Raw genomic sequence first — 26,808 nt, 5'->3', positions numbered from 1 at the left:
CCGCGGATTGCGGTCACATAGTGACTGCGATCCGCGGCATAGGCGTCGGTAACCGGCCCGCACTCAGCGCGAGCGTGAGGTATGGCGACCTTCGATGCCGAAGATCGGGCTCTCGCCATCCGTGGCCGCGAATTTCGAGTAGTTGATGGACGTCGCCAGCCGCCCGAAGACCATCTCAGCGTTGACCAGATTCGATAGCAGCGACGATTTCTCCGGCCTCCGGTCCGCACACTCGATGTAGGTCAACACCGCCAGCAGTGACGAGATCGTTGATCCGCCGCATTAGATCGCCGGAGGCTAGGTGCGTGTAGAGGTTCGCGCCCGGACATGCGGTCGACGCGAGGTCGCGATGTCCCGCCAAGGTGCTCGGAGCAGCGCCGAATGTCTGTGCGGCCCATGCGAACGCCATTGCAGTGCTGGCGATCTGGGCCTCGGCGAGAGGTTCTTTGTCGAAGTCACCCTCGCAGACAACCAGGAAGTGTCCGGTCGTGTCGTAGTCGGTCGCAGTGTCGCCCGCGAGCTGCGGCGCCCGAAGCTCGTAGATGTGTCCGTTGCGGTCGACGCTAACGTGGTACGCGATGTCGATCCAGCCGTGGCTGTCCTGGTGGTAGCGCTGGTGTTGACGCAGGCGCGACGGTGCATGGGTGTTATCGCCTAGAACGACGCCGCTGTGATGAAGTGTCAGCCGGCTCACGGTATGCGGCAGGCCGCCAGGTCGCGCAGGTCGAGCTCCCCACGAATCGCGACACAGCCACGCCGCGGGCGTCGGCTTCACTACCGGTCCGCCTGGCGAAACTGATGCAGGTGGTAGCGCTTGCGTACTCGCGGCAGAGGACGCGGTTGTCCCGGTGACCACTGTTGGGTTGTTGCCGCAAGCATCGAGTGTGGCAGCGAGTCCTGCACTACCGATCCAACGAAGCGCCTGCCTGCGGGTCACACTGCCGCCGACTGCATCGGCGGTCGGCAGGTTCATGTCGCACACCCTACGTAGGCCCGACGGTGCCGACATCAATTTCGCGAATGGTCGGGGACTCGCTCGATAGGATGCCGGCATGCCGGTCGCTGAGGGGGAAGTATTCGCTGGCTACACGATCGTCCGACTCCTGGGGTCGGGCGGAATGGGCGAGGTGTATCTCGCCCAGCATCCCCGGTTGCCCCGGCGCGAAGCGTTGAAAGTTCTTCCTGTCGCAGTCAGTGTTGATGACGAATACCGGCAGCGCTTCGCCCGCGAGGCTGACATCGCCGCGTCCTTGTGGCATTCGCATATCGTCGCCGTCCACGATCGAGGTGAACAGGACGGTCAGCTGTGGATTGCGATGGATTACGTCGACGGCACTGACGCGGCGCAATTGTTGCGAGAACGCTATCCCCACGGGATGCCACCAAAAGAGGTGGTGGACATCGTGTCTGCGATCGCAGATGCCCTCGACTACGCCCATGAGCGGTACCTGCTGCATCGTGACGTAAAGCCCTCCAACATCTTGATGACCGACCCTCGGGCGGCAGACCGACGAATTTTGCTGGCCGACTTTGGCATCGCTAGAGGTATTCATGACACTGGTGGACTCACCGCAACGAATATGACTGTCGGCTCTGTGGACTACGCGGCCCCTGAGCAGCTCACCGGTGGCGCAGTGGACGGCCGGTCCGATCAATATGCGCTGGCGTGCACGGCATTCCATCTTTTGACCGGTGCGCCGCCGTTTGTTCATTCCAACCCGGCCGTCGTAATTGGCAGCCATCTGTCTTCCGTTCCACCGTCCTTGACGTCGGTGCGCCCCGACCTGGTCGGCATGGAAGAAGCCCTGGTGAAGGCGATGTCGAAGGAACCGGGTCAGCGGTTTGGTACATGCAGGGAATTCGCGACGGCGTTCGCTCGCTCAAGTGTGGGCACAGTTAGTTCGTCCGCTGCAACCCAACTCGCGACACCGGTGTCAGCCTCCTCGATTGGGGCGCAACAGAATCAGGCCACGGCATCACGCCAAAGCGCGAACCGCCGGACGGCGCTGTTCGCCGGCGCGGCTGCACTTCTCGTTGCCGTCGGGTTGGTCGCGTTCTTTGGTGCTCGGTTAGGGGGCACCTCGTCTAGCCCGCCGTCAACGTCGACAACTAGTGCGGCTTCAGGCGCGGCCGACGAGCGAACCATGGCTGAGACGGTGACTATGACAGCGCCTGCTGTGACCGTGACGCAACCCGGTCTACCGCCCGCAACTAGCGCACCGCAATTACCGCGCTCCCAGCCGGTTCCCACTGGTGATCTCGGTTTGGCGACGCCGATGACTTCACCACGGTGCAACGGTCAGGCCATCGTGATTCTGGGTTCGGTGACTACTCCAGGTGAATACGAACAAGGCGTGCAGCGGCTTCTGGATGCCAATCCAGGTGCGGGCTACCTGCGAACAGATATGTCGTGCCCATCTCTTCGACAGGCGACTGACGCTGGGAATCCGATCTACGCCGTGTACGCACCTGGCGGGACTACACAAAGTCAGGTGTGTGCCCGGGTGCGCGCCGTGGGCGGAATTGCTTATGGAAAGTGGCTGGATTCGGCCACCGACCCGGGTTACATCATTCCGTGCTGACTTAGCGGACGGTCATTTGGTGGCTGGCACGATGGACCCATGGACCAGTCTGCCGTCGTCGCGGCCAGCTCTCTGCCGCTGGCTGTGCAGTTCAAGGACCTGCACCACGCCGACGAACCCCTCCTGCTGCCGAACGCGTGGGACTTCGCTTCTGCGGCGGCGTTCGTCCACGCCGGCTTCCGGGCGGTCGGCACAACGAGTCTCGGCGTCGCCGCTTCCCACGGGCTCCCCGATGCGGCCGGCGTCACGGGGCCGGAAACCCTGGCCCTGGCAAGAACATTGGCTCGCCTTCCGGTTCCGGTGACGGTCGATATCGAGGCCGGCTTCGGCATGGACCCGGCAGAGTTGGCCGCGGAGTTGACCGCGATCGGCATCGCGGGGGTCAACATCGAGGACGCCCGCGGCGATCACCTCGCCGCCATCGACGAGCAGTGCGCGCTGATCGCGGCATTCCGGGCGGCCACGCCGGAGCTGTTCATCAATGCCCGCGTCGACACGTACTGGCTCCATCTCCCGACGGACGACACCACCCGACGGGCATTGGCCTACGTCGACGCCGGCGCCGACGGCGTATTCGTGCCGGGTATCGGCGACGAGCGCCAAATAGAGCAGCTCGTCGCCACCCTCGGACGAACTCCGCTCAACCTCCTGGCCCAGCTCCCATTCCAGCGGCTCCGGGAACTGGGCGTGCGACGCGTGAGCACCGGGTCACTGCCGTTCCGCGTCGCCATCACGGCGGCCGCGTCAGCGGCGACGGCATACGCCACCGGCGCCCCGACTCCCGCCGCGATGTCCTACGAGGAAGCCCAGGCGCTCACTGGTGACGTGAATCGCTCACGGTAACAACAGAATTACGCGGCTGCTGCCAGCTCCGGCGTGGCTGCCGGTGCCCGCCGCAACCGGAGGCGCGGCAAGCGCATCGTCGCGTATCGGTTGGGCAGGGAGAGCCGGAACACCTTCCACCACGCCGACGCGACCTGTCGCGGCAGTGAGCCGCTGGTGTAGGTCAACCCGTAGCGTTCGAAGAGTTCGGCGACCTGCGGCGCGATCTCCTGGTAGCGATTACTGGGCAGATCGGGGAACAGGTGGTGCTCGATCTGGAACGACAGGTTGCCGGTCATGAAGTGCATCCACCGCCCGCCGGAGATGTTGGCCGAGCCGAGCATCTGCCGCAGGTACCACTCGCCGCGGGTCTCGCCCTCGATGGACGCCTTCTCGAACGTCTCGACGCCTTCGGGGAAGTGTCCGCACATGATGACCGAGTGGGTCCACCAATTGCGGATGAAGTTCGCCGTCAGATTCGCGGTGAGCGTGGTCAGCGCCGACGGTCCCGACAGAAGCGGGTGCAGGACATAGTCTTTCAGCGCTTGGCGGCCGGTCTTGGCCAGCACTTCCTTGCCCTGACGGCGGAACTCTTCCTTGTCGGTCTTGCCCTTGAGGTAGCGGCCGATCTGCAGGTCGTACGCGGCGATGCCGTATTGGAAGAAGCAGGCGTTGATGAAGTTGGTCAGCGGCTGCATCAGGTAGAAGGGACTCCACCGCTGATCTTCGTCGACGCGCATGATGCCGTAGCCGAGGTCATGGTCCTTGCCGAGCACGTTGGTGTACGTGTGGTGCAGCTCGTTGTGCGAGTGCTTCCACATCGCGGCGGGCGACGCGCTGTCCCATTCCCACGTCGTGGAGTGAATCTTCGGGTCGCGCATCCAGTCCCACTGGCCGTGCATCACGTTGTGGCCGATTTCCATGTTGTCGATGATCTTCGACACGGCGAGCCCGGCGGTGCCGGCGATCCATGCCGGCGGGAACAGCGAGAACAACAACACGGCGCGGCTGGTCAGCTCGAGCTTGCGCTGGCCGGCGATGACCTTGCGGATGTAGGCGGCGTCTTGTTCGCCGCGGCTGGCGATGACATTGGCGCGGATCGCGTCGAGCTCGATGCCGATGTTCTCGATATCGGCCTCAGAGAGGTGCGCGACGGGGTTGTTGAGTTTGCGTTGCAGGGCAGTCATGGCGTAACTCCTTGTGTGAAGGCAGTTTTCGATCAGATGTCGATATCGCAGGCGCCGGCGGCTGCGCTGATGCAGGTTTGGATTACGACGCCGTCGCCTTCGACGGCGGTGGTGAGGTCGCCCGAGCGCACGTCGCGCACTGCTCCGCGGCGGAGGGGGACGACGCAGCCGAAGCACACGCCCATCCGGCAGCCCGAGGGCATCAGGACGCCGGCGGCCTCTCCGGTGTCGAGCAGCGTCTGATCGCCGGCGGCCTCGGTGGTGGTGCCGCTCTTGCTGAATGTCACGGTGCCGCCGTCGCCGGTGGCGAGGATTTCGGCGCGGAAGCGTTCGGTGTGCAACCGGTCGACCATGCCGGCCGCAGTCCAATGCTGTTGCAGCGCATCGAGTAGTCCGGCGGGTCCGCACGCCCAGGTGTGGCGTCCGGTGAGGTCGCCGACCAGTTCCTGCAGGCGCGTCACGTCGAGCCGACCGTCGGTGGCGGTGTGGACCTCGATGAGACGGACCCGGCCGCGCGCAGCCAGTTCGCGCAGCTCCCCGGCGAAGATCATGTCGTCGGGCGTCGGCGCGCAGTGCACGACCACCGCGTCGGTGTCCGTGCTGTCGGCGAGGTTGCGCAGGATGCCCATGATCGGGGTGATGCCGCTGCCGGCGGCGACGAACAGCAGCTTGTCCGGCGCAGCGGCGGGAAGGACGAAGTCGCCGGCGGCCTGGTCGAGGTGCACCAGCGTGCCGACAGTGGCGCGATGCACCAGGTAGTTGCTGACCGTTCCGTCCACGACGGCTTTGACGGTGATCGCGATGTGCCCATCGGGGCGATCGGTGTGCGAGGTCAGCGAGTAGGTGCGCCACTGGCGTACCCCGTCGACATCGATCCCGATGCGGGCGTACTGGCCGGGGATGTGCGATTGCCATCCGCTGCCGGGCTTGATCGTCACGGTGACGCAGTCGCGCGTCTCGGGATGTACAGCGGTGATCCGGCCGCGCAGCGGGGCTCCGGAACGCAGGGGTGCGACGAGGTCGAGGTAGTCGCCGGGCAGCAGTGGGGTGGTGATCCGCTCGGCCAGCTCGAGCACACGCCGGCGCAATCCTGCAGCGGTCGGGCGAACTGATGTCGTGGTCATGCTCTTAGCTTCCATGAGCAAGCGGTACAAAGTCCTATGCTGGGAGGGTGATAGATCCGGAGCAATTTGTTCGGAAAGAACAGTTATGACGGATCCCGCTGCCCGATTCAGTGGCCTGGACCTCGATGAGGAGATAGTCCGGGCCCTGGAAGGGGTGTTGCCTCAGATGGCCGAGCGGACCGTCGCGGCGGTCACGGCCGAGGTGCCGAGCTACACCGACGCGTTCAGCGGACCGATGGGGCAGACCATCGAGAACGCGGTACAGCTGGCGCTGGGCGCGTTCCTGCGTCTGACCACCCGGTCCCATGACACCGATCCGGGGCCGAGGCTGTCTCCGGCGCTCGACGGCGCCTACGACCTGGGTCGGGGTGAGGCCCGCACCGGCCGGTCGATCGATGCCCTGCTGTCGGCCTACCGGGTCGGCGCTCGAGTGTCGTGGCGAGAGCTCTCGGCCACTGCGGTCGCGGCCGGACTCTCGGCGGCGACCACCGCGAGGTTCGCCGAAATGGTGTTCGCGTTCATCGACGAACTGTCGGCGGCCAGCGTGTCGGGCCACGCAGATGAACTCGCCGCCGCCGGCCGGGTCCGGCAACGCCACCTCGACCGGCTCGCCGCGGAACTGTTGGCGGGCGCGCCCATGAACCAGCTGCTCGCCACTGCCGAGCAGGCCGACTGGAAGCCGCCGAAGACGCTGAGCGCCGTGCTGCTGCCGGAGGTTGACACCCGCAAGCTGTCAGTCCTTTTCGCCCAGGAAACCCTCCACACCAGTCTTGACGTGTCCGAGGTGGACGCCGGTGAATCGCTGGCCGTGGTGCTCGTCCCCGACGCCGACGGTCAGCAGCGTCAGCGGGTCCTCGACGCCATGACGGGCAGCCGCGTGATTGTCGGACCCTCGCGTCAATGGTGGCAGGTGAAATCCTCCTACCTGCGCGCGTTGCGCACTCGCGCCTTGGTGGCAGGTGGCTCCGGTGTCGTCGACACCGAAGAACACCTCGTCGACCTGGTGCTCAGTGCCGACCACGACGCCGTCGACGACCTGCGTCGGCGCGTGTTGGCGCCGCTCGCCGGGCTGCGACCGAGCACAGCCGAACGGCTCGAGGAAACGCTACGGGCCTGGGTCCTGCACCTCGGCCGCCGAGATGCCGTCGCCGAGTCGCTGTTCGTGCACCCGCAGACGGTGCGTTACCGCATGACCCAGCTGCGCGACTTCTACGGCGAGCGGCTCGACGATCCAGACGCGGTATTGGAAATCACTGTGGCACTTGGCCTTACCGGCGTGCGGGCACCTGCAGCCACCACGACGCCGGAATCGAGCAGCGGATCAGCTGGCGGCGTTGGGTAGCAACGGAGGGCAGTCCCCGTGGGCATCGGTGGCCAGCTCGAAATGCCAGAGTTCGTTGGCGTAGATCCGACACAAGCCGAAGCGCCCACCATTGGCGATCAGCCACTTGTCGGCGCTCTGGCCGCCGATGTCGACGGCCTGGCCGCTGACATGTTTGGACTGCTGCGGCGTCTGGACGTACTGCCGCGCGGCGTTGTAACTGCCGTAGGTCTGGATCGCGTCGTCGAGCAATTGCTGCTGGAACTCTGGAGAGCGCCAGCCGGAGGTGATCGTCATGGGGATTCCCTCGGCAGCCGCCGCGGTCGTCGCATGCTGGACCGCTGCCAACAAGGCCGGATCAAGCCGGCCGACCGCCGGATCAGAAACATCGAAGGGGCTCGCCGCATCGGCGGACGCGGATGGCATCGGTCCGAGCAGCGTGAGCGCACCTGCCAAGGCCAACGTGGTTGCAGCGAGTCGCATGGGAGCCAACACTACCCGGCCGCGCCGATCCTATTCTCCCGCAGCGAGATCGGCGGCGTAACGGCGGCTGCGAGCGATTGCGCGTCGATCGTCTGACACCGGTACGGGAGTGTCTCCAGCCGTGCCGTCATCGTGCCGAGCGGATCCTCGAGCACCCCGGTGGTTCCCGACAGGAACGCCCACTCGTGCTCGTCGCTGCCGAAATAGACCACGGTGGCGAAGGTTTCGCCGAAGCGCTCCCACGATCGGATGAGCGTCTCGTTGCGCCAGAGCGTGGGGCAGCCCGCCTGGCCGACCACGATGGCGCCGATGTCGCCGCACAGCTTCATGAAATCGGCGCCGTAGAGGCGGTTGTGTTGGGCGGGCTCGGGTCGTTCGTCCGGCAGGTCGATGACGACGACGTCGTAGCGGGGGCCGGTGTGGTTGGCGACGAACTCGTATCCGTCGGTGTAATGCACCGTGACGGGGCCGAGTCCGGCTTCTGCGCTTGCCAATTCAGCGGGGGTGTAACCGTAGGGCAGATGTTCGGCACAGAGCCGGACGGCGTCGCGGTCGATGTCGACGTGATCGACGTGGGTGGCGCCGGCAGCGACCGCCATCTGGCTGGCCACGCCCTCACCGGAGCCGATGATCAGTACCCGATCGACCGCCTCGGCCAGCAGCATCGCCGGCACCATCAGAGCTTCGTGATAGACGAGCTGGCTCAATTCGGTGCTCTGCCGGTCCGAGTCGCTGAACAGTGAAATGCCCTGCTCCGTCTGGCCGATCACCAGATGCTGGAACTCGGTGTGGACGTCACACAGCACGTCGGTCAGCTGCCAGGTGCGGACGATGCCGGGTGCCATCGGCTCGACGATCTGCTTACCGGCGCCGCGAAACACGGTGTGGACGTGAGCATCTGCTGCGCCGACAGCGTGGCGCAGCAGCCGGACGGCCTCCTCGGCGTCGGCGGACTCGCCGCAGGTGAAGACGTCGACGAACATGGCGCCGCGCTCCGGGTAACTGTGGATCGAGGCGTGCGACTCAGCGAGCAACGCCAGCACCGTCACGCCGTGCGGTTCGAAGCGCTTGTCCACCATGTCGCACACAGTGGCTCCGGCGCGTTCGACCGCGGTGCGCAGTAGGTGGCGCAGCCGCACGCGATCGTTGGCCAGTTCGCGATCGACGCCAGTGAATTCGGCCAGCACGTGACAGCCCGCGAAGCTGCTACCCGGTTGTGACTGCATCATCGACCTCCACGAATTCTGTTGCCAAAAAAGCAAATCCATTGAATGACGACGAATAGCTCGTCGTATACGCGCCGGCCGATTCGATCTCGGCCAGATCGCCCGGACGTAGCGTCACCGGCAGCGGATACCGCCGATACAGCACGTCGTCGCCGTCGCACGTGGGGCCGGCGACGACGGCGTCGTCGACAGGATCACCATCGCGGCTGGTGCGCAGCCGGTACCGGATGTATTCGTTCTCGGTTTCGGCGAGCCCGCCATAGCGCCCGATGTCCAGGTACACCCAGCGGCGGCCGTCGGTACCGGTGCGCACCGACACCACTTCGCAGTAGAGCGTGCCCGCAGACCCGACGATCGCGCGGCCCGGTTCGATGACGATGTGGGGGAGCATCGGGAAATGGCGCTCGAATGCGTCGGCGATGGCGTCGCCCACGACCTGGACGCTGGGCACGCGCGATTCGTACGAGACCGGGATGCCGCCGCCCAGGTTGAGCGTGGCCATGCCGGGTACGGCATCGAAAACACCACGTGCGCAACGGATGCCGATCTCCCACGCTCCCGGGTCGAGCTGCTGTGAGCCGACATGGAAGGCCAGCCCGTCCCCCCGCAGACCCAACCGCGCAGCCTGGCTCAGCAGCCCCACCGCCTCGTCCGGTGCACAGCCGAACTTGTGCCCGAACGGTGTCACCGACGACGGGAACGCCGGTGCGATCCGGCATTCGACGCTCGACCCAGGTGCGTTCTCGGCGATCGCCTCCAAGCCGGCCGCGGTGTCGAACGTGAATCGCCGCACGCCCCGCGCAAACGCGTACGCGACCTCGGCGGGCTTCTTGAGCGGGTTCCCGAATGTCATTAGGGCGCCGTCGACCCCGGCTGCCGCGCACAGGTCGATCTCGCCGACGGACGCGACGTCAAACGTGCAGTCAAGGTCGGCGAGGAGCCGGAGGACGGGTTCTGCCGGATTGGCCTTCACCGCGTACCGAATCTCGGCCGTGGGCAGCGCACCGCGCAACGCAGCAACGTTCCTGCGCACCGTCGCGAGGTCGATCCTCAGGTAGGGCCTACTGGGCACAGGCGGCAGACTACTGAACGGATCCATCGGTCGCGCGGTGATGGGCAGTCGCGCTGACACACCGCCAAGATTCACCAACGGACTCAGCCGACGAGGTTGATGACCAGATTGATGGTGCACGCGATGATCACCGTGCCGTAGATGTAACTGAACAGGCAATGCCGAAGAACTTCGGACCGAATCACCGAGGTGGTGACGTTGGTATCGGACACCTGGTAGGTCATTCCGAGGTTGAACGAGAAGTAGAAGAAGTCGCTGTACTGCGGATCGAAATCATGGGTGTTGAAGTCGATGCCGCCCGGGTCGCCGTCGTAGTACAGACGGGCATAGCGCGCCGTGTACATGGTGTGGAGCATTGCCCACGTCGCGAGGATTGCGGCAAGCGACATGCCCGCGTATGAGACTTTGTCCGCGTCGTTGGCGGACCGTAGGAGTATGCCGATGGAGGCAAGGCTGGCGGTCACGATGAGGAGCAGGACGAGATCACCGATCTCGTCGTCGACGTCGGCTTCACTTGCGTGCGCGTTCGTCCGCTCGGGGTCCATTCGCCACAGCACGGCGACCGCCCACACGACGTAGGTCGTGGCGGTGATGATGACGACCGCCAGCAGGCCGACGGGCCAACGATGGGACAGCACCCCAGTTGCGGCGCCGCCGACGAGGCCCGCTGCCAAGCTGACTCGGAATCTGTTGGCGCCTGAGAGTGTCGTCACCCCATGCATTCTCCTGCGGCGACGGTGATTTCGGCGCGCTTCTGGCGGCGTCAGTTCCCGTAGAGCCGCAGGGCTCGGGCGGCCTCCGTGGCGATGTCGCCGCTCAGCCGCGCGATGGGCGGACCGCCGCGTTGGTGGATCACGTTCGCCAGCACCACCACGTAGGTGTCGGATCCAGGGTCGATCCAGAGGGTGACGCCGGTGAAGCCGGTATGGCCGAAGCTGCCGACGGGAAACACCATGCCGCGCGGTCGCGAATGCTCGGTGTCGATGTCCCAGCCGAAGCTGCGCAGTTCCTGTCCCGGGATGGCCGGGTAGCTCGGTGCCAGCAGCGGATCCGTTGTGTTGGGGTGCTTTTCGATGGCATACCGACTTGCGGCATTCGCCGCCTCAGCTTGAGACTCCGTGTGCCCGGGCTGTTGCGGAGTCGCCATCAATGCCGCGGTCGACTGCTGGAGTGGGAACGGGCTCGGGCGGCCGGCGAGACGGTCGAGCAGAGCCTGCGCGTAGCGGCCGATGTCGGCGACCGTCGAGAACACGCCCGCGCTCCCTCCGGTGCCGCCCATGCGTCGGGCCGTCGGGTCGTGCACCGTCCCGCGGATCAGGTGATCGAAGTCAGGGTTGATGCCCGGGGTGTCATCGTCATGCGCCGTCGGCGCGACGCGCGCCAACAGGCCGGTGCTCCACGTCCCCGCCGGGCACGGACCGGAGGGAACGCCCTCGAAAACGATTGCCGTACCGCGCACTTGGTGCGGACCACAGGCCTTGGTGGCCGGGAGGTAGCGGGTATCGGCAAGCCCGAGCGGCGCAAAGACATTGTCCTGCACGTAGTTGTCCAGAGATTCGCCGGTGATCTTCTCGATCAGCGCGCCGAGAATGATGAAGTTGAGGTCGGAGTAGTGGAATCCCTCGCCGGGGCCGAACTCCAAAGGCGCGGTGAGCGCACGACGAATACCCTCGGCCTTGTCGGCACTCGTCAGCCCCCACGGGCCCTGGTGACTGAGGTCGCCGCCGGTACCGGACGTGTGGGTCAACATCATCCGCACTGTCACCTGGGCACGTCGCGGGTCGTTGGTGGCGTTGAATTCGGGAAAGTACGTCTGGATGGGCTCGTCGACCTGCACCAACCCTTTTTCGTACAGCTGCAGGAAAGCCACCGTCGTCGCGATGCTCTTCGACAACGACGCGAGATCGAAAATGGTGTCGTCGGTCATCGGCTCGGCCGGGGACGCAGACCCGTCCAGTCCGGGCTCGTCGCCGAGCCTGCGCGCACCATAGGCCTGCCGGAAGACGACCTGTCCGGCGTGCCCGATCTGAATCACCGCGCCGGGCAACCGATGTGCCGCGATCGCGTCATTGACCAGGCGGGTGACGGCAGCGAATGGGCCGGCGGGGACGACGGTCGGTATCGGGACGGGACTCGGCGCCGCGGCGGCCGCGGGCGAGGCCGGCGGTGACGTGACGGATGCCGGTGGCGGCGTCGGACGCTCGCACGCCGCGAGGGCAAGCGCGACGGCGGCTACCCGTGCGCAGCGAGACACCTTCACAGGTCCGACGCTAGCGCCTGACTCTGCTGAGCACGAACCCGACGATGAGCAGCCCGCAGAACCACAGAGGCAACGCGATCGCTCCGGATTGCGACGACGGGTCCTGGGTCATCAGCAGGTAGATGAGCGCGAAGTACCCGAGGCACAGGTAGTTCGTGATCGGCGACCATGGTGCCTTGAAGACGCCCGCGCCCTCGCGGGCCCGGAATCGCAGGTGGCTCAGCACGATGATGCTCCAGGTGATCAGCTCGCTGCCGACCACGACGGGAATGAGGATCGCGAGGGCCTTGCCGGGCAGCACGATGTTCAGCAGCACTGCCACGGCGACGAATCCGGAGTTGAGCAGGAGCGCGCGCACGGGCACGCCCTGCTTGTTGGTGTGCGAGAGGAACCGGGGGGCCTGGCCGCTGGCGGCGAGGTCGTACAGGACTCGCGCGTTGCTGTAGGTCATGACGTTGGCGACGGACAACGCGGCGGTCAGCACGACAACGTTGAGCAGCGTTGCGGCGCCGCCGATTCCGAGGCCGACCAGCATCAGCACGAACGGGCTGCCCTCGGTGCCCACCTGGTCCCACGGCCAGATGATCAGCATGACGCCGATGGCTCCGACGTAGAAGACCAGGATTCGCAGCAGAACCTGGTTGATGGCGCGGGGGATGTTGCGGGCGGGTTCTTCGACCTCGCCGGCGGCGGTGCCCAGCGACTCGATGCCGCCGAACGAGAAGGTGATCGCGACCAGCGAGATCATGAAGGCGCCGAGCCCCTTCGGGGCGAAACCGCCATGCGCCCAGAGGTTTTGCAGGCCGTGCACGTTGTAGTCGCCCGCGCCGAAGATGATCGCGATGCCGAGCCCGATCATCGCGATGACGGCCGTCACCTTGATCAGCGTGAAGTAGAACTCGAACTCGCCGAATGCCTTGACGTTGATCATGTTTGCGGCGGTGATCAGCACGAGACAGACGGCGGTGGTGATCCAGCGCGGCAGGCCCGGGAACCAGAAGGCCATGAATTCCGAGGCCGCCGTCAACTCCACCATGCAGACGACGACGCAGACGTACCACCAGTTCCAGCCGGCGATGAATCCCGCTGGCTTGCCGAGGTATTCGCGCGCGTAGGCCGACCATGACCCGGCCACTGGATGTGCGACGGCCATCTCGCCGAGCATCCGCATCACCCCGTAGAGCACGATGCCGGCGATGGCGTACCCGACGAGAACGATCGGCCCCGCGGTCTGCACCGACGTACCGGAGATGAGGAACAGCCCGGTCCCGATCGCCGAGCCCAGCGAGATCATCTGCAGGTGCCGGTTCTTCAGCTCGCGGTGCATCGGGGCGTCAGTCGCGGTGACGGCGACCTGCGGTCCCTGAGTGGGACGGGTGCTCGGAGCCATCGGGTTGCCTTCCATTCGCCAGATGAGTCCGTAGAGGCTATCCCGACGCGCTGGTGTACCGATCTGAATCACGGCACCGGAGTGAGTGCCACACTGGTGCCGTGACGACACCGGACCCGATCGAACCCGATACCAAAGACTGGACGTGGGTGCTGTCGCGCGCCTGCCCGGGCTGCGGTTTCGACGCGTCGTCCCTGCAGCCCGCCGACGTCGCCGCCAGGATTCGCGACGATGCCGCCGACTGGGTGCACCGACTCGCATCACCCGCTGTCCGAACTCGACCCCAGCCCGGCGTGTGGTCGACCCTGGAATACGGGTGCCACGTCCGCGACGTGCACCGAATCTTCGAGCACCGCGTCCGGTTGATGCTCACGGAAGATGACCCGCGGTTCCCCAACTGGGACCAGGACGAGACGGCGCTCGCCGATGACTACCCGTCCCAGGACCCTGCCGTCGTCGCGACGGAACTCTTCGATGCGGCGAACATCGTCGCCACCACGTATGCCAACGTGCCCGCTGATTCCTGGGGTCGCCGCGGATTACGCAGCAATGGAAGCGAATTCACCATCGCGACCATCTCGCTGTACCACCTGCACGACGTCGTCCACCACTCCTACGACGTCACCCGCTGACTACTCGGCGGCGGCTTTGATCGCCCGCAGGGTTTGACGCATCCCGTCGCGCATGGATTCGGTGAAGGCGTCCTGACCGCCGAGGTAGGCGTCGATGACCTGGACCGTCGCATCCGGGCTGCCGTCGGGGCTCTCGCGCCGCTGCGTCAGCTTGGTCCCCTCCGGGGTGGGCTCCACGTGCAGAGACCAGATGGCCCAGTTCTCCTTGATCCGGAACGCGATCTCGCGACCACTGTCCAACCGCACCACGGTTCCGTGCGTCGTCCACTGGAAGGAGCCATTGGTGTTCAGGTTGGTGAACTCGACGCCGTCGGCGACCTGCTCGGCGCCGTTGCGCAGCCGGGTTGATTCGACCTGTGGGCTCCAGTCCGCCATGCGGCGGACATCGCTGACCAACGTCCACACCGTGTCCGGAGCGGCGGCAATGTCGACGCTCTCCTCGAGCACCGGTTGCGGATTCGAAGTCATGTGGGCACCCCAATCGCGAAGTTAAGCGTCCGATCGGACGTATTTGGGAGCCTAGCGATCGCAGAGATTTACGTCCAGTCGCACGTATAAAATGCGGAGGTGGCAACCGACGATCAGCTCGATGGGCGACGCGCCCGCGGCGACGCGACGCGGCGGAAGGTCGCTCGTGAGGCGGCCATGATCGCGACGACGCACGGGCTCGACTCGATCACGGTGGGCGCGTTGGCCACTGCCACTGGGGTCAGCAAGAGCGGCATCCTCACGGTGTTCGGAAATCGTGAGGCCATCCAGATCGCCGCGGTGGCCGAGGCACGGCACATCTACCGCGAAACCGTGCTCGCCAAGGTGTATGAGGCCGCCCCCGGGGCGCCGAGACTCCGCGCATTCATCGACATCTGGACCGACTATCTGCTCGCCGGGGTGTTCCGGGGCGGATGCTTCATCGCCGCGACCACGGCCGAATACGGCCGCCGCGACGGCCCGGTCGCGGACGAGGTCAGGAAGCTCAAGCGCGGCTGGCTGACGTTCTTGGAAACCGAGCTGACGGCTGCGGGCTCGCCGAACCCAGCTGTCGACGCATTCAAGATCGACGCGTTTCTCAACGCCGGTAATGCCCGGCGGGAACTGTTTGCCGACGACACCGAGTTGGTGTGCGCCAAGGACCTCGCGCTGGGAGTGGTTGACGTCCTGCCGGGCGGTTAGCCGCAATCCGCAGATTCCGGATACTCGCGCGCTTTGCCGGCGTAGCTTCAGGTGCATCTGACGATGGGAACTGGGGGTTGCTATGGCGTCGAGAACGAGTGGCCTGCTGGCCGCTGGCGTCGGGCTGGTGGCCGTTGCCCTATTGGGCGTGAACCCGCCGGCGCACACGTCGCTGGCGATCCAGCCCGCTCCGGCCTGCTGGCCGTGGGAACCGCACTGTAGTGCCGGGGACTGGAACACGCCGGCAGATGACGGCATTCCGGGAGACAACGCGTCAGAAGGCGGCATCCCCGCCCCGGCCATGGTGCCCAACGTCGACGGTTCCATGAGCCCGCCTGGCATGCCGGGCGACGTGTAGCCCCAACGCGGGTTGGCGGTGCCGTCAATTAATTCGCCAATTCCGATTTCGTGCGGGTTGTCCGGCGTAACTTGAGCTACGCCGAACGTCCGAACGAAGGGACGACTCTCATGGCGGCCGATGTCGACTTTTGTGTCGTGGGTGCGGGCTTCGCCGGGTTGACGGCGGCGCTGCGCCTGAAGCAGGCGGGTCATTCGGTGGCCCTGTTGGAGGCCCGGGACCGGGTTGGGGGCCGCACTTTCACCGAGATGCTCCCGGACGGGACGTGGATCGACCGTGGTGGTGCGTGGGTCGGTCCGGGGCAGGACCGCATCAAAGCGCTGATGGCCGAATACGGGGTCGGCGAATACAAGGAGTACGTCGACGGCGACGCCATGATGATCGTCGACGGCAAGAAGCACAGGTACTCCGGGACGATCCCCTGGGCGATGAGCCCATGGGCCATCGCGAACCTCGGCGCCGGCCTGCTCGAGATCGGCCAGATGTGCAAGGCGATTCCGTTCGATGCCCCGTGGGAGGCCAAGAAGGCCGCCGAATGGGACCGAATCACCTTGGGGGAGTGGCTTCATCGGAACATCCGCTCGCACCAGGCGCGCGAGATGCTCGACATGGCCATGGCCGGCATCTACACCTCGGCGGCTTCGGAGACGTCGTTGCTGTGGGCGCTGCACCAGATGGGCTCGGGTGGCGGACCGACGTTCGTCATCTCCAACTCCGGCGGCGCGCAGGATGCCCGGGTGCGCGGCGGCATGGGAGCCATCTACGGGCCGATTGCCGCCGAACTCGGTGACGCGCTGCATCTTTCGCGGCCGGTGGACCTCATCGCGCAGGACGACGACGGTGTCACGGTGCACGCGGCGCGGCTGACGGTCCGTGCGCGGCACGCGATAGTCGCCGTCCCGCTGGCCGTCGCCACCCAAATCGATTACGAACCAATGCTTCCCGTCGACCGGACCTTCCTGCACCGGCGCATGCCCGGCGGTGCGGTCTACAAGATCTCGATCGTCTATGAAACGGCGTTCTGGCGTACGGACGGTCTGTGTGGGCAGTCGGCCGCACCCGGCAGTCCGGCCACCCTGACCATCGACGCCTGCACGGACACCGGTACCCCGGGCATCATGTGCGTCATCACCGAAGGCCCCGCCGCACGAAAGCTCGGGCTGCTCGATCCGGCGGAACGCAAAGCCGTCGTCATCAACGAGCTGGTCGACCGGTTCGGGCCGAAGGCCTCGTCTCCGATCAGCTACCACGAGCAGAACTGGACCGTCGAGCGCTACTCCGGTGGCGGCATGATCAGTCACGCGCCGCCCGGCGTGCTCACCGAGTTCGGCCACGCTCTGCGCACCCCGTGCGGACGGATCCACTGGGCCGGGACCGAGAGCTCGGCCATCATGTGCGGCTGGATCGACGGCGCGGTGCGGTCGGGCGAACGCGCCGCGGCCGAGGTGATGGCCGCCGAAAGCGTTGTGGCCCAGTAAGTCAGCGACTCGCGCGCCAGCGGGCGATCTCGCGGCCGATCTCGGTCTCCGGTGGGCCGTCGAGGAACCACTCCTGGCCGATCCGGTACCAGTTGTTGGTGCTCTGCAGATGTCCGAGGGTGCCGAACGTGAGGAAGTCGGCGCGCCGGGAAAAGACGTGCTCGGGCGGCAGCATCTGCTGCTTCATCCCGGCGAATTCGGTCTGGCGTGGGTCAATGGCTGACATGACGGCACCGGTGGCCAATTCAGGGGTGATGGTGAGGTCCTCGTCGACCATGTGCCATTCGCTCGCAGCCCAGATGTAGTCCAGGCAATCCTGCGCTGTCACGCCGGATTCCGCGTCGACGATCCCGCGGTCGAGCATCAGGCGGTATAGGTCGTCGGCGCGGCCTTCGATGGCGGTGTGGAAGCAGTCCAGCTCGAATGCGACGTTGGCCGGATCTATGCGGTTGTACAGCCCGAAGTCGACGAAGCCGACCCGGCCGTCGGCGGCCAGCATGATGTTGCCGGGGTGTGGGTCGCCGCAGAACTCGTGGTTGGTGAACAGTGACCCGATGTAGAAGCGGTAGATCAGTTCGCCGATGTGGTTGCGGTCCGCGGCCGGCAGCGTCCGCATGTGCTCGAAGCCGGCGGCGTCGAGGTATTCGGTGACCAGCACCCGCGGCGTACAGAACTGCGGCACGCTGTCGGGGACGACGATGAACGGGTGCCCGCGATACTGCTCGGCCACCAGGTGCTGGGTGTCGGCTTCGCGTAGGTAGTCGAGTTCGCTTTCGAAGTTTCGGGTTATCTCCTCGAGCATCGCGGTGTTCGCCGCCGGCCATAGCCGCCAGAGCTTCATCAGCAGCGCGAGGTTGCGCATGTCGGCCTGGATCGCCCGGTCCACACCCGGGTACTGCACCTTGACGGCGACCTCGCGGCCGTCGTGCAACCGGGCTCGATAGACCTGGCCGATTGACGCTGCGGCCGTGGGGGTTTCGTCGAAATCGGCGAACGCCGCCGACATCGAACCCAGGTCGGCTTCCATCACCTCACGCATGGCGCTGAACGGCGCTTGCGGTGCCTGATCACGCAGTGCGGCAAGCTTTTGCCGGAATTGCTCCCGATGTGATTCGGGCACCAGGTCCAGTTCGATCACCGACAGCATCTGGCCGAGCTTCATCGCGGCGCCCTTCATGGACCCCAGCACCGTCACGAGGTTCTCGGCCATCTCGATGGTGGCGCGCTCCGACAGCAGCTCCTTGGCGCGTTCCGACCGGCCGACCATGGACAGTCGGGTTCGGCCACCGCGCACAGCCTGTTTGGCGGCCAGGGCGCCCAACTTCCCGCCCCGCGCAATACGACCCTCAGGTAGTCGGCGTGCCACGCTGCCTCCCACGGAGTCGGTGCGACGATCCCCTCAACGTACCGGCCCGATCAGGCGGGAGTCTCGTGCGCCCAGGACTCGGCTTCGCGGGCGATGCGTTGCCAGGCTTCCAGGCCCGCGAGCCGGGCCCGGGTTTCACCGTCCAGCACGGCGGAAAGCTCGAGCGCCTCCACAACAACGCCTTCGGCCATGGCCACCTCGAGTACGTGCACCACGACATCGACGTCGGAGTGCCCGAGCAGTTCGGTGACCGCAGGCTTCGCGAGCGCGGGGTCGATCCGGTTCAGCAGCGACAGCAGCGCGGCCAGCACGTCTGGTTTGCCCTCCGCGGCCGTCCGGGCCATCCGCAGCGATCGGTCCGGTCCGGCCGCTCGCATGATGTCGTTCATGACCTTGGTGTCCGATACCAGGACGCCGGTCAGGATGATGCCTTCGTCATCGTCGATGGCCTGCTCGAACGCCACGATGTGGTCATCGGTGGCGAATTCGACGAACCGCGACGCCGTCAGGTAGTCGCGCCGACGCAGCAGCTCCTTCGCTGCCGGGATCAACAGCTTGGCGGGCAGCCGTGGGGCGAAGTGCGGGATGACGCGAGGATCGACGTACGGTGCCGCGTCGGCGAGGTAGGCCGGCTTCATGCCGGACAGGACACCGATGGCGCGGTCTCCGTGCGCCAGTCCCACTGCACCGCCGACGCGCCCCGCGACTTCCGGCGGCACTGCTCGATGAGCGACGGTAACCACCAAGGCATTTGGCACCAGTGGCGCCAGCTTGCTCACGCGTGCGAAGGCCTCGGCCTGTTCGTCGAACAGGGCGTCGGACAGTGCGCTGCGTAGGGCTTTGAGGTCGTCGGCGCCGAGCCGCTCGAGGCTGGTCAGGTTTGCGGCATCGGTCTGCAGCAGCGCGGCGAGCAGTGACAGCTGTGCGCGGGTCAGGATGTCGGCCATCAGTGGGTCACCTTCCGAACAGGATCTTGCGGGCGGCGGGCCGGATGAGCCTGGGCAGGATCTTGAGCCCGTCGTCGAGTGAGTCGTTCAGGCTGCGCTGATGGGCAACCCTGGCTTTCCTGAGCAGACCGAGCAGCTGCGCTGATTCCTCGGGCGTCAGTTTCTCCAGCACCGCCCTTGGTTGTCCGAGCTCGTCGAGCAGGGGATTGTCGGCACCTGCAGTGGCCATGTCCATCCTAAATAACTAGCACATTGGGATTGTAATGCTATCCGAAGGTGTGCGGTCTAATGAAAAAGTGCCCTTAAGCTGGCTCGTTATCTGGATAGCGGTAGTATCGAGGCTCGTTGCACGGAGGAATCGGAGGACGTGGTGGCTGCTCGGAAGGTGCTGACTCGGGCAGAGAGCCAGGCGCAGACGCGGCAGGAATTGCTGGACGCCGCGGAGCAACTGTTCTACGCCAACGGGTACCACGCCACGTCCCTGGCGGCGATTGCGGCGGAGGCCGGACGCACCATCGGCGCGGTGTACAGCAACTTCGAGGGCAAAGAAGCGCTGTGCCTCGAGGTCATCCGTAATCGTTCCATGGCCGAGCTGAATCAACTCCTGGGGCCGCTGGTGGCTGCCGGTGTCTCGACTGACGAGCGGCTCGCGGCCCTCGCGAGCTGGTGGGCGCGCATCGGCGCCGAACCCAACCTCGTCGTGCTGACCGCTGAATACGTGACCAGTACCTTCCACAATCCAGAGCAACTCGCCAAGGCCCGTGAGGCGCTCGAACGGTTCAAGGAATCGACCCGGGTCTTGCTCGAAGATGCGGTGCCGGAAGGGGTTCCGGCCGATCACCCGCTGATGGACGACGCCATCGAGGTGGCCGTGGCCACCGGTGCCGGCATTGCCATGGCGCAGGCGCTGGGGACGATCGACGCCGCGCGGGGTGCCTCGCTGATGGTGGCCAGCATGCGGTTGTGGTTCGACGCGCTCGCCAACGGCACGTCTGACTAGGCCGTCACCCTCGGCCGGGCGGCGACGCGAAGTGCGTCGACCACGTCGGCCCCCGCGGCCAGGTCGGCGGCGTACCGTGCCCGGTGTTCCCAAGTGACCCGTCGGCCGCCTTGTTCGACGACGAACACTCCACCGAGCCGGTTCGGATCGCCGGTGCGTTGGTACGGGTAGATCCCGGCCCGGACGAAGTTGATGAAGGCCGTCGCATTCCGGATCGGATTCAACAGTCGCCGTCGAGAAGTCAATCCCATTGTGCGATAAAGCGTGTGGTCCTGGGTGACCATCACCGGAAAACGGGAACCGGCACGTTTTCGAAAGGTGAAGCCCTGGATCGATGTGCCGATTCCGATCAGGATCACCTGTGCGCCAAGCGCTTCCACTTCGTCGAAACGTGCGGTCAACGCTCTGGCCTGCGCCAGGCCGAAGGTGCTGCCGAACTGCGGCAAGAACGCCAGAGCCACCGGCCCGTCACGCCAGAAGTCCCGAAACTCGTGCAGGTGGTGACGGTCATCGAACACGCGCTCGTTGCTGATGACGTCGACCCGGCTCATATCCCCACTCCCACAACGGTGTTCGTCTCGTCGGCTGAGTCGGGGGTCGCGGGCGCAAAGGGGCACATCGTGCCGCGTTTGCCCTGCTGCAACTTCAGGCCCGGATCGTGCGTCATCTCCACGAAGCCGGTGCTGTCGGCGTGCCGGATGACGTTGTGCAGGTAGCCCCACATCTCGGGGCCGAAGTAGGGGATGAAGATCCGGTCGAAAATCGGATTCTCCAGGGCCTTGACGGTCGCCCGCACCAGGACCGAGCCGAGTCGTGGGCGCATCCGGTAGTCCTCGAGGCCGCAGATCTGTCGCACGTACGGCGTCAGTAGCGGGATGGCTGCCCAGATCGCCACCCGCATGAGTATCCCGATGACCAGATTCGGGTACAGCGGCGTGACCGGCGGATGGGTCATGAAATCGGTGAGTTCCTGCGCCGGCCGCGTGAAGGCCATGAGCTCCTGCTCGGCGCGCTGCACCCAGGCTTCGACATCCTCGGGGGTGTCGGGCAATTCGTCGGCCGGCATCCCCATCAGCTGGCAGACCTTGACCTGCTCCCGGTAGAACTGCCGCTCGTCTGCGTCCGTCGCGTTCGGGTCGCCGAAGGTCTTGTACGCCCGCCACAGGTGCGGCCAGCCGACCACGTAGGTGAACTTGAGCGTCTCGACGTGGTTGGCTTGAAACAGCTCGCCGGTCGCGGGGATCTCGCCGTTGATGTGAGAGTGCTTGCGGAACAGGTCAACTCCCACTTTCTCGGCGTTGACGGTATCGCCGGCGACGGCGCCGGCGAAGAAGTGCAGGCTACGGCGGATTCGGCCGATCGTGTCGTAGTAGTAGGTCGTGTGGTGGCCGACGCCGTACGCACCGTCAGGATCCAGGACCGAGATGAAAAGCCCTGAGAGGGCGCCCATTCCGGCGACCATGACGTTCTCGTAGACCTTCCAGCTGATCGACTCGGGCCCGAAGTAGCCGTTGTCGATCCGCGGGGCCTCTGCGATCGCCAGCGCCTTCTTCCCGTTCTTGCCGTGCAGCTTCAACAAGAAGTCGTACCGCCGGTCGATTCCCTGCCGCTCCGCTTTGGGCATCGCGACGTCCTGCAAGCGAACTGTCTTCATGGTTCCTCCTGCTTTGAGATAGCCATGCTATTCGAATGGCGACGTTACCTCAAAATAGAGCGACCAGACAAGGGTTTCCTGTCGTCTGTTCCGTCTCGCGGGACGAAAGCAGGAGTCGGCATTCGACGCCCCATAAGATGCCGGGGACCAACGCGAGGAGGGTCGGGTGTCAGGAGATGTACTGCCGGTTGCCGTGCAACGGCTGGTGGACACGTTCCGCCGGTACCTCGAAAACTGCGGTGGCACACAGCATCTCATCGGGTCTATCCAAGTCGAGGTGCGCGACGACGATACGGCCGTGACCCGGGCGTATGTGCAGGCCCGCCATCAGGGCCTCGGGCCGCTCGCGGGCGATACCTTCGACACCAACGGTGAATACACCGATACTTGGGCTCGCCGGCCCGAAGGCTGGCGCATCGTCAACCGGATCAGCCGGTGGTCGGCGATGTCGGGCAATCCGGCGGTGCTGTTCGCGCAATAGTGCGCTCGCCCGAGATCAGCGGAAGCGGACGTCCATGGTCGCGAGGCCGAAGATCTTCTTGCCGCCCGACTTCGCGCCGACGATGACCACACCGGTGCGGGTCGCCGGGTCCAGCGACTTGATCTTGCCGGTGAATTCAATGTCGCAACCTTCGGTGGCCGGCACGACCGCGGGCGCGGACAGCCGCACCGTGTAGCGGGTGACGGCGCCGGGGTCGCCGGACCACGCCGACGCGTATCCGCCACCCAGGCCCATGGTGAGCATGCCGTGGGCGATGACGTCGGGCAGGCCGGCCAGTTGGGCCAGCTCCTTGTCCCAGTGAATCGGGTTGGCGTCGCCGGCCACGCCGGCGTAGTTGACGAGGTCGCCGATGGACAATCGCAAGTGGCTGCTGGGCAGCTCATCGCCGACGGCCACGTCATCGAACGACAGAGTGCCCGGCGTGCGCGCCGAGTCCTCGGCGATCCGGACCTCGCCCTCGGGGCGCACCGTCTTGTGGTACGCCTCGCTGCCGATGTCGAGGATGTTCATGTCGTGCATCATGGCCTTCTGCGCGGCTGCCTTGATGTCGGCGTCGACATCTTCGGCCGTCACGCCGACGACGGTGGTGTGCAGGGTGTGGACCCGCTCGCCCTTGGTGTCGGTGAAGGTGTTGGTCACGGTGATGAAGTCGCGACCCGCGGTCCGGCGCACCGCTGTCAGCTCGACATCGATGACCAGTTCATCGCCCGCAACGATCGGGCGGTGCTGCTCGAAGACTTCTTCGGTCTGCAGGTAGGTGTCGTAGCCGACGACAATCGACTCGAACATCCGTCGGTTGCACTTCATGCCGGGGGTGGAGGTGAACGTGATCGGCGCGATGACATCGGCGTAGCCGAGCTCATTGGCAGCAGCGACGTCCCAGTGCGCGGGGTGGTAGTCCTGCACCGCGCGCGCGTACTCCCGGAGCTTCTCGCGGCCGACCAGATAGGTGCCATCCATCTGGTAGTGGTGGCCGATCCGCGCTTCGAGCGGCGACGCGTCTGCTGCTGTCGTCATAACTGTGCCCAACTTTTCTATCGGCATGTTCGCTGAGGCCGACCAAAGCACACTACGTGGCGAGGTGCCGACAACACACGTCGATCAGTCGTCTACCTGCGCCGAACAGGCACAATTGTGCGGAAAACCACGCGATTCACCGGACATCCGTGGCTCTTCGCGGGTGTTGGCGGGTCCGTGCTTGACTGGCAGCATGGCCCGCACACCCACTTTGGCCCGTCGGTTGTTCGAGCGATTCGAACCCGTGCACGCGATCACCTACTTCGCGCCCGAGTCGCGGGCCGCTGCCGTCGACCTCGGCTATCGCAGTTTCTGGAGCGGATACTTCGTCACCCGATCGGCGCCGCTGGGGCCGGTGCCTCCGCAGGTCGTCACGGCGATCTTCTACAACTTCGCCTCCCACCGCGTCGCGAAGTCGCTGGCCGGCGCGTGGGACATCGCCACGCCGCAGCAGGCGCTCGCAGCCAGGGAAACGGGAGCGGTCGCCGCATTGAGCCGGTACGGCCTCACCGCTGACGACAACCTGCGCACCGCCGCCGACTTGCTCGGCCGCGTTGCCCGCGACGCCGCGGTCGACGGCAGGCCGCTGTTCGCCGCACTGTCGGCGGTGCCGTGGCCCGACGAGCCGGTCGCCGCGCTGTGGCACGCGGCGACCCTGCTGCGTGAACAACGGGGTGACGCCCACGTCGCAGCCCTGGTGGCTAGCGGCATCACGGGCCGCCAATCCAACGTGCTGCACGTCGCCGCGGGGCGGACGACCAAGGAGAAGGTCATCACCACTCGCGATTACGACGAAGCCGAGTGGGCGGCGGTGACCGCACAGCTCGTCGAGTGCGGTCTGTTGACGTCCGACGGTGCGCTCACCGACGACGGACGTGCCCTCAAACGCGACATCGAGTACCGCACCGACGCTGCCGCATTGCCCACGCTCGACGTGCTGAGCGACGACGAGGTCGAGACCCTGTTCCAGGTGCTCACCCCGATCGCCCGACAGGTGGTCGCCGGCGGGGACTTACCGGTGATCACCCCGATGGCGCTGCAGCACAGCGATCTCGAGGATCCCAGCGCGCGCCTCGGCTAGGCAGCCAGGGCGCCGCGCTTGCGCAGCAGCGGCAGCACACCTTCGGCGAACCAGTAGGCCTCTTCGAGGTGCGGGTAGCCGGAGAGGATGAACTCGTCGAATCCGAGGTCGTGGTACTCGGAGATCAGCGAGGCCACCTCCTCGTGGCTGCCGACGAGTGCGGTGCCGGCGCCGCCGCGCACCAAGCCGACGCCCGCCCAGAGGTTGGGGTAGACCTCGAGGTGGTCGAGCCGTCCACCGTGCAGCGCCGTCATTCGTCGCTGTCCTTCTGATTCGGAATTGGCATGCAGGGCAGTGGCTTTGGCGATCTGTTCGGGCGTCAACTCCGCGAGTAGGGAATTGGCCACGGCCCATGCGGCCTCGGAGGTGTCGCGGGTGATGGTGTGCAGCCGGATCCCGAACCGCAGGTTGCGTCCGCGGGCCTTGGCCAGTTCGCGTACCTGCGCGATCTTGGCGGCCGCCGCGGCCGGTGGTTCGCCCCAGGTCAGGTAGACGTCGACGTGCTCGGCGGCGATGGGCAGCGCCGCCGGCGACGAGCCGCCGAAGTAGAGCTGCGGCAACGGGTTCGGCGGTTCGGAGACCCGGGCGTCGGTGACGGAGTAGTGCCGGCCGCGGTAGTCGACGGGCTGGCCGCGCCAGACGTCGCGCACGATTTCGAGGAATTCTCCGGTGCGCTCGTAGCGCTGGTCGTGGCTGAGCCAGTCGCCGAATCGGCGCTGCTCGACGTCGTCGCCGCCGCTGACGATGTTGAGCAGCAGCCGGCCTTCCGAGAATCGCTGGAAGGTCGCGGCCTGTTGAGCGGCCAGGGTGGGCGGCACCAGTCCGGGCCGGAAGGCGACCAGGAACTTGAGTCGGTCGGTCTGTTCGAGCAGTGCAGCGGACGTCAACCAAGCGTCCTCACACCAGGTCCCGGTGGGGGTCAGCACCCCTTCGAAGCCGAGCCGGTCGGCGGCCCGGGCCACCTCGCCCAGATAGCGCAGGCTGGGCTTTCGGTATCCGGCAGGGACGGTGTGGTGCGACGACGCGTGCGACGCGCCGACGATCGAGCGGCTGTCACCGTTGGTGGGCAGGAACCAGAAGAACTTGGCAGACAAGGTGACTCTCCTATTTCTCGGTGTTCCAGAACTGCGACAACTGGTCGCCGAAACGGTTGTCGACGAAGTGCGAAAAGGTGGGCTTGTGCTCGATCTGTCCGGACTGTTCGAACACGTCGGCCAGCTGCTGCTCGGACGCGATCACCGCGTCGTTGATGGGGATGGCCAGGCGCAGGCTGCGTGACTGCGCGACGCGGGCCACCTGCGGATCGATTCCGATTGCGGCAGCGTACTTTTGGTACCACTGGTCAGGATGGTCCTTGGCCCAGCGCGAAGCCCGGGCCACTCGCTGGACCAGATCGGCCAACGCGCTGTTGCGCTTGGCGTCCTGCAGGGCGGCCACCGAAGCGATCCCGAATCCGTAGCCATTGGTGACGCCTTGGGCGGTGACCAGGGTGCGCACCTTGAGCTGGTTCTGGGCCAGCGCCGTGTACGGATCCCAGATGGCCCACGCGTCGGCCTGTCCTTGGCTCAGTGCGGTGAAGGCGTCGGCCGGCTGCAGGAACACCAGCTGAATGTCCTTGACCGTCAGGCCGGCCTTCTGCAGTTGGAGCAGCAGATGGCCGTGCGCCGAACTGCCCTTCCCGACAACGACCTTCTTTCCGCGGAGTTCGGCCACCGAGTGGACGGGCGAGTCGGCGGGGATGAGGATCTGGTCGCCGCCCGCATCGTTCGAATATGCGGCTATGACACGAATTTTGGCGCCGGCGGCGGCTCCGAAGACCGGTGGCGTGTTCCCGGTGACGGCGAAGTCGATCTTGCCTGCGGTGGCTGCCTCAACCTGCGGCGGCCCGGAGGTGAACGTCGAGAACTGGACCTTGTAGGGCACATTGTCGAGCTCTCCGGCAGCACGCAGCAGCGCTTCGGTGCCGCCCTTCTGATCGCCCACCTGCAGCGTCAATCCGGACAGGTCCGATACCGGAACCGTTTGGGGCACCGCCAATTCGTCTTTGGCGTCGCGACTGGAAACGCAGGCAGTGAGCAGTGCGCCGGCGGCCAGAACTGATAGCAGCCGCGATATTCGTGAATGCGTCACAGTCTT

The 26,808-nt window shown here is 66.0% G+C and carries 28 protein-coding genes; 10 read left to right on the top strand and 18 right to left on the bottom strand.

What is annotated here, in order from left to right:
• Nucleotides 1-175: 175 nt before the first annotated feature.
• Nucleotides 176-973 carry a peptidoglycan recognition protein family protein gene (locus TL10_RS10185; protein WP_043985583.1) on the bottom strand — a complete coding sequence of 266 codons (798 nt, stop codon included), beginning with the start codon at nt 971-973 and terminating at the stop codon, nt 176-178.
• Nucleotides 974-1,052: 79 nt separating this feature from the next.
• Between TL10_RS10185 and TL10_RS30100 the strand changes: the two genes are divergently transcribed.
• Together TL10_RS30100 and TL10_RS10175 are read left to right on the top strand one after the other, a co-directional pair.
• Complete coding sequence (locus TL10_RS30100; RefSeq protein WP_082067907.1) at nt 1,053-2,582, top strand: serine/threonine-protein kinase; 1,530 nt, start codon at nt 1,053-1,055, stop codon at nt 2,580-2,582.
• A 39-nt stretch (nt 2,583-2,621) separates the two neighbouring features.
• Nucleotides 2,622-3,425 carry an isocitrate lyase/PEP mutase family protein gene (locus TL10_RS10175; RefSeq protein ID WP_043985549.1) on the top strand — a complete coding sequence of 268 codons (804 nt, stop codon included), beginning with the start codon at nt 2,622-2,624 and terminating at the stop codon, nt 3,423-3,425.
• Between the two features lie 8 nt (nt 3,426-3,433).
• On the opposite strand, the gene TL10_RS10170 is transcribed toward TL10_RS10175, so the two are convergent.
• Together TL10_RS10170 and TL10_RS10165 are read right to left on the bottom strand one after the other, a co-directional pair.
• A complete protein-coding gene (locus TL10_RS10170; RefSeq protein ID WP_043985548.1) occupies nt 3,434-4,591 on the bottom strand; it encodes a fatty acid desaturase family protein in 1,158 nt (385 codons plus the stop codon).
• A 32-nt stretch (nt 4,592-4,623) separates the two neighbouring features.
• Nucleotides 4,624-5,715: a ferredoxin reductase gene (locus TL10_RS10165; protein ID WP_082067906.1), complete on the bottom strand. Its 1,092-nt coding sequence runs from the start codon at nt 5,713-5,715 to the stop codon at nt 4,624-4,626.
• A gap of 85 nt (nt 5,716-5,800) precedes the next feature.
• Here TL10_RS10165 and TL10_RS10160 point away from each other — a divergent pair, with 85 nt between their 5' ends.
• Nucleotides 5,801-7,057: a PucR family transcriptional regulator gene (locus TL10_RS10160; protein WP_043985547.1), complete on the top strand. Its 1,257-nt coding sequence runs from the start codon at nt 5,801-5,803 to the stop codon at nt 7,055-7,057.
• Here the strand turns inward: TL10_RS10160 and TL10_RS10155 are convergent.
• The 6 genes from TL10_RS10155 to TL10_RS10130 form a co-directional block, all read right to left on the bottom strand.
• A complete protein-coding gene (locus TL10_RS10155; protein WP_082067905.1) occupies nt 7,037-7,519 on the bottom strand; it encodes a M15 family metallopeptidase in 483 nt (160 codons plus the stop codon). The genes TL10_RS10160 and TL10_RS10155 overlap by 21 nt on opposite strands.
• An 11-nt stretch (nt 7,520-7,530) precedes the next feature.
• Complete coding sequence (speD, locus tag TL10_RS10150; protein ID WP_043985546.1) at nt 7,531-8,745, bottom strand: adenosylmethionine decarboxylase; 1,215 nt, start codon at nt 8,743-8,745, stop codon at nt 7,531-7,533.
• Nucleotides 8,726-9,817, bottom strand: coding sequence for a type III PLP-dependent enzyme (locus TL10_RS10145; protein WP_052506373.1), 1,092 nt, complete (start codon nt 9,815-9,817; stop codon nt 8,726-8,728). Before TL10_RS10145 ends, speD begins: the two co-directional genes overlap by 20 nt.
• Nucleotides 9,818-9,900: 83 nt before the next feature.
• Nucleotides 9,901-10,539, bottom strand: coding sequence for a DUF1345 domain-containing protein (locus TL10_RS10140; protein ID WP_043985545.1), 639 nt, complete (start codon nt 10,537-10,539; stop codon nt 9,901-9,903).
• Nucleotides 10,540-10,580: 41 nt separating this feature from the next.
• The gene (locus tag TL10_RS10135) at nt 10,581-11,939 is read right to left on the bottom strand and encodes a serine hydrolase domain-containing protein (RefSeq protein WP_043985579.1); all 1,359 of its coding nucleotides are present in this window, start codon (nt 11,937-11,939) and stop codon (nt 10,581-10,583) included.
• A 148-nt stretch (nt 11,940-12,087) separates the two neighbouring features.
• A complete protein-coding gene (locus TL10_RS10130) occupies nt 12,088-13,467 on the bottom strand; it encodes an amino acid permease (protein ID WP_052506372.1) in 1,380 nt (459 codons plus the stop codon).
• 101 nt (nt 13,468-13,568) lie between these two features.
• Between TL10_RS10130 and TL10_RS10125 the strand changes: the two genes are divergently transcribed.
• Nucleotides 13,569-14,099: a DinB family protein gene (locus tag TL10_RS10125; protein ID WP_043985544.1), complete on the top strand. Its 531-nt coding sequence runs from the start codon at nt 13,569-13,571 to the stop codon at nt 14,097-14,099.
• Here TL10_RS10125 and TL10_RS10120 read toward each other — a convergent pair whose 3' ends face one another.
• Complete coding sequence (locus TL10_RS10120) at nt 14,100-14,567, bottom strand: SRPBCC family protein (RefSeq protein WP_043985543.1); 468 nt, start codon at nt 14,565-14,567, stop codon at nt 14,100-14,102.
• Nucleotides 14,568-14,666: 99 nt separating this feature from the next.
• Here TL10_RS10120 and TL10_RS10115 point away from each other — a divergent pair, with 99 nt between their 5' ends.
• The 3 genes from TL10_RS10115 to TL10_RS10105 all read left to right on the top strand — a co-directional run bounded on the left by TL10_RS10115 (nt 14,667) and on the right by TL10_RS10105 (nt 17,105).
• Complete coding sequence (locus TL10_RS10115) at nt 14,667-15,269, top strand: TetR/AcrR family transcriptional regulator (RefSeq protein WP_043985542.1); 603 nt, start codon at nt 14,667-14,669, stop codon at nt 15,267-15,269.
• Between the two features lie 82 nt (nt 15,270-15,351).
• Nucleotides 15,352-15,627, top strand: coding sequence for a hypothetical protein (locus tag TL10_RS10110; RefSeq protein ID WP_043985541.1), 276 nt, complete (start codon nt 15,352-15,354; stop codon nt 15,625-15,627).
• Nucleotides 15,628-15,737: 110 nt separating this feature from the next.
• A complete protein-coding gene (locus TL10_RS10105; protein WP_043985540.1) occupies nt 15,738-17,105 on the top strand; it encodes a flavin monoamine oxidase family protein in 1,368 nt (455 codons plus the stop codon).
• A 1-nt stretch (nt 17,106) separates the two neighbouring features.
• Here TL10_RS10105 and TL10_RS10100 read toward each other — a convergent pair whose 3' ends face one another.
• Genes TL10_RS10100 through TL10_RS10090 form a run of 3 tightly spaced genes read right to left on the bottom strand, consistent with a single transcriptional unit; the run spans nt 17,107 to nt 19,647 of the window.
• On the bottom strand, nt 17,107-18,471 hold the full coding sequence (locus TL10_RS10100) for an ABC1 kinase family protein (protein WP_043985539.1): 1,365 nt from the start codon (nt 18,469-18,471) through the stop codon (nt 17,107-17,109).
• Nucleotides 18,472-18,521: 50 nt separating this feature from the next.
• Nucleotides 18,522-19,418 (bottom strand): hypothetical protein, encoded by an 897-nt coding sequence (locus tag TL10_RS10095; RefSeq protein WP_043985538.1) that lies wholly within the window; start codon nt 19,416-19,418, stop codon nt 18,522-18,524.
• 7 nt (nt 19,419-19,425) lie between these two features.
• Nucleotides 19,426-19,647 carry a hypothetical protein gene (locus tag TL10_RS10090; RefSeq protein WP_131630714.1) on the bottom strand — a complete coding sequence of 74 codons (222 nt, stop codon included), beginning with the start codon at nt 19,645-19,647 and terminating at the stop codon, nt 19,426-19,428.
• A gap of 141 nt (nt 19,648-19,788) precedes the next feature.
• On the opposite strand from TL10_RS10090, the gene TL10_RS10085 reads away from it, so the two are divergent.
• Complete coding sequence (locus TL10_RS10085) at nt 19,789-20,418, top strand: TetR/AcrR family transcriptional regulator (RefSeq protein WP_043391994.1); 630 nt, start codon at nt 19,789-19,791, stop codon at nt 20,416-20,418.
• On the opposite strand, the gene TL10_RS10080 is transcribed toward TL10_RS10085, so the two are convergent.
• Nucleotides 20,415-20,969, bottom strand: coding sequence for a peroxiredoxin-like family protein (locus TL10_RS10080; protein WP_043985537.1), 555 nt, complete (start codon nt 20,967-20,969; stop codon nt 20,415-20,417). The two genes, TL10_RS10085 and TL10_RS10080, sit on opposite strands and share 4 nt — an antisense overlap.
• Nucleotides 20,966-22,072, bottom strand: coding sequence for an oxygenase MpaB family protein (locus TL10_RS10075; RefSeq protein ID WP_043985536.1), 1,107 nt, complete (start codon nt 22,070-22,072; stop codon nt 20,966-20,968). Before TL10_RS10075 ends, TL10_RS10080 begins: the two co-directional genes overlap by 4 nt.
• 166 nt (nt 22,073-22,238) lie before the next feature.
• Here TL10_RS10075 and TL10_RS10070 point away from each other — a divergent pair, with 166 nt between their 5' ends.
• Entirely contained in the window at nt 22,239-22,553 is a 315-nt protein-coding gene (locus tag TL10_RS10070; protein ID WP_234711418.1) for a nuclear transport factor 2 family protein, read from the top strand.
• Between the two features lie 15 nt (nt 22,554-22,568).
• On the opposite strand, the gene TL10_RS10065 is transcribed toward TL10_RS10070, so the two are convergent.
• Nucleotides 22,569-23,591 carry a fused (3R)-hydroxyacyl-ACP dehydratase subunits HadA/HadB gene (locus TL10_RS10065; protein ID WP_043985535.1) on the bottom strand — a complete coding sequence of 341 codons (1,023 nt, stop codon included), beginning with the start codon at nt 23,589-23,591 and terminating at the stop codon, nt 22,569-22,571.
• Between the two features lie 193 nt (nt 23,592-23,784).
• Between TL10_RS10065 and TL10_RS10060 the strand changes: the two genes are divergently transcribed.
• Nucleotides 23,785-24,672, top strand: a complete 888-nt coding sequence (locus tag TL10_RS10060) for an SCO6745 family protein (protein WP_043391692.1) — start codon at nt 23,785-23,787, stop codon at nt 24,670-24,672.
• Here the strand turns inward: TL10_RS10060 and TL10_RS10055 are convergent.
• Nucleotides 24,669-25,766: an LLM class flavin-dependent oxidoreductase gene (locus TL10_RS10055; protein WP_043391695.1), complete on the bottom strand. Its 1,098-nt coding sequence runs from the start codon at nt 25,764-25,766 to the stop codon at nt 24,669-24,671. The genes TL10_RS10060 and TL10_RS10055 overlap by 4 nt on opposite strands.
• Before the next feature lie 10 nt (nt 25,767-25,776).
• Nucleotides 25,777-26,802, bottom strand: coding sequence for an ABC transporter substrate-binding protein (locus tag TL10_RS10050; RefSeq protein ID WP_043985534.1), 1,026 nt, complete (start codon nt 26,800-26,802; stop codon nt 25,777-25,779).
• Nucleotides 26,803-26,808 lie beyond the last annotated feature (6 nt).

The sequence above is a fragment of the Mycolicibacterium llatzerense genome (assembly GCF_000878195.1).
GTDB classification, from domain to species: Bacteria; Actinomycetota; Actinomycetes; order Mycobacteriales; family Mycobacteriaceae; genus Mycobacterium; species Mycobacterium llatzerense.
This window is presented reverse-complemented; position numbering and strand designations above follow the sequence as displayed.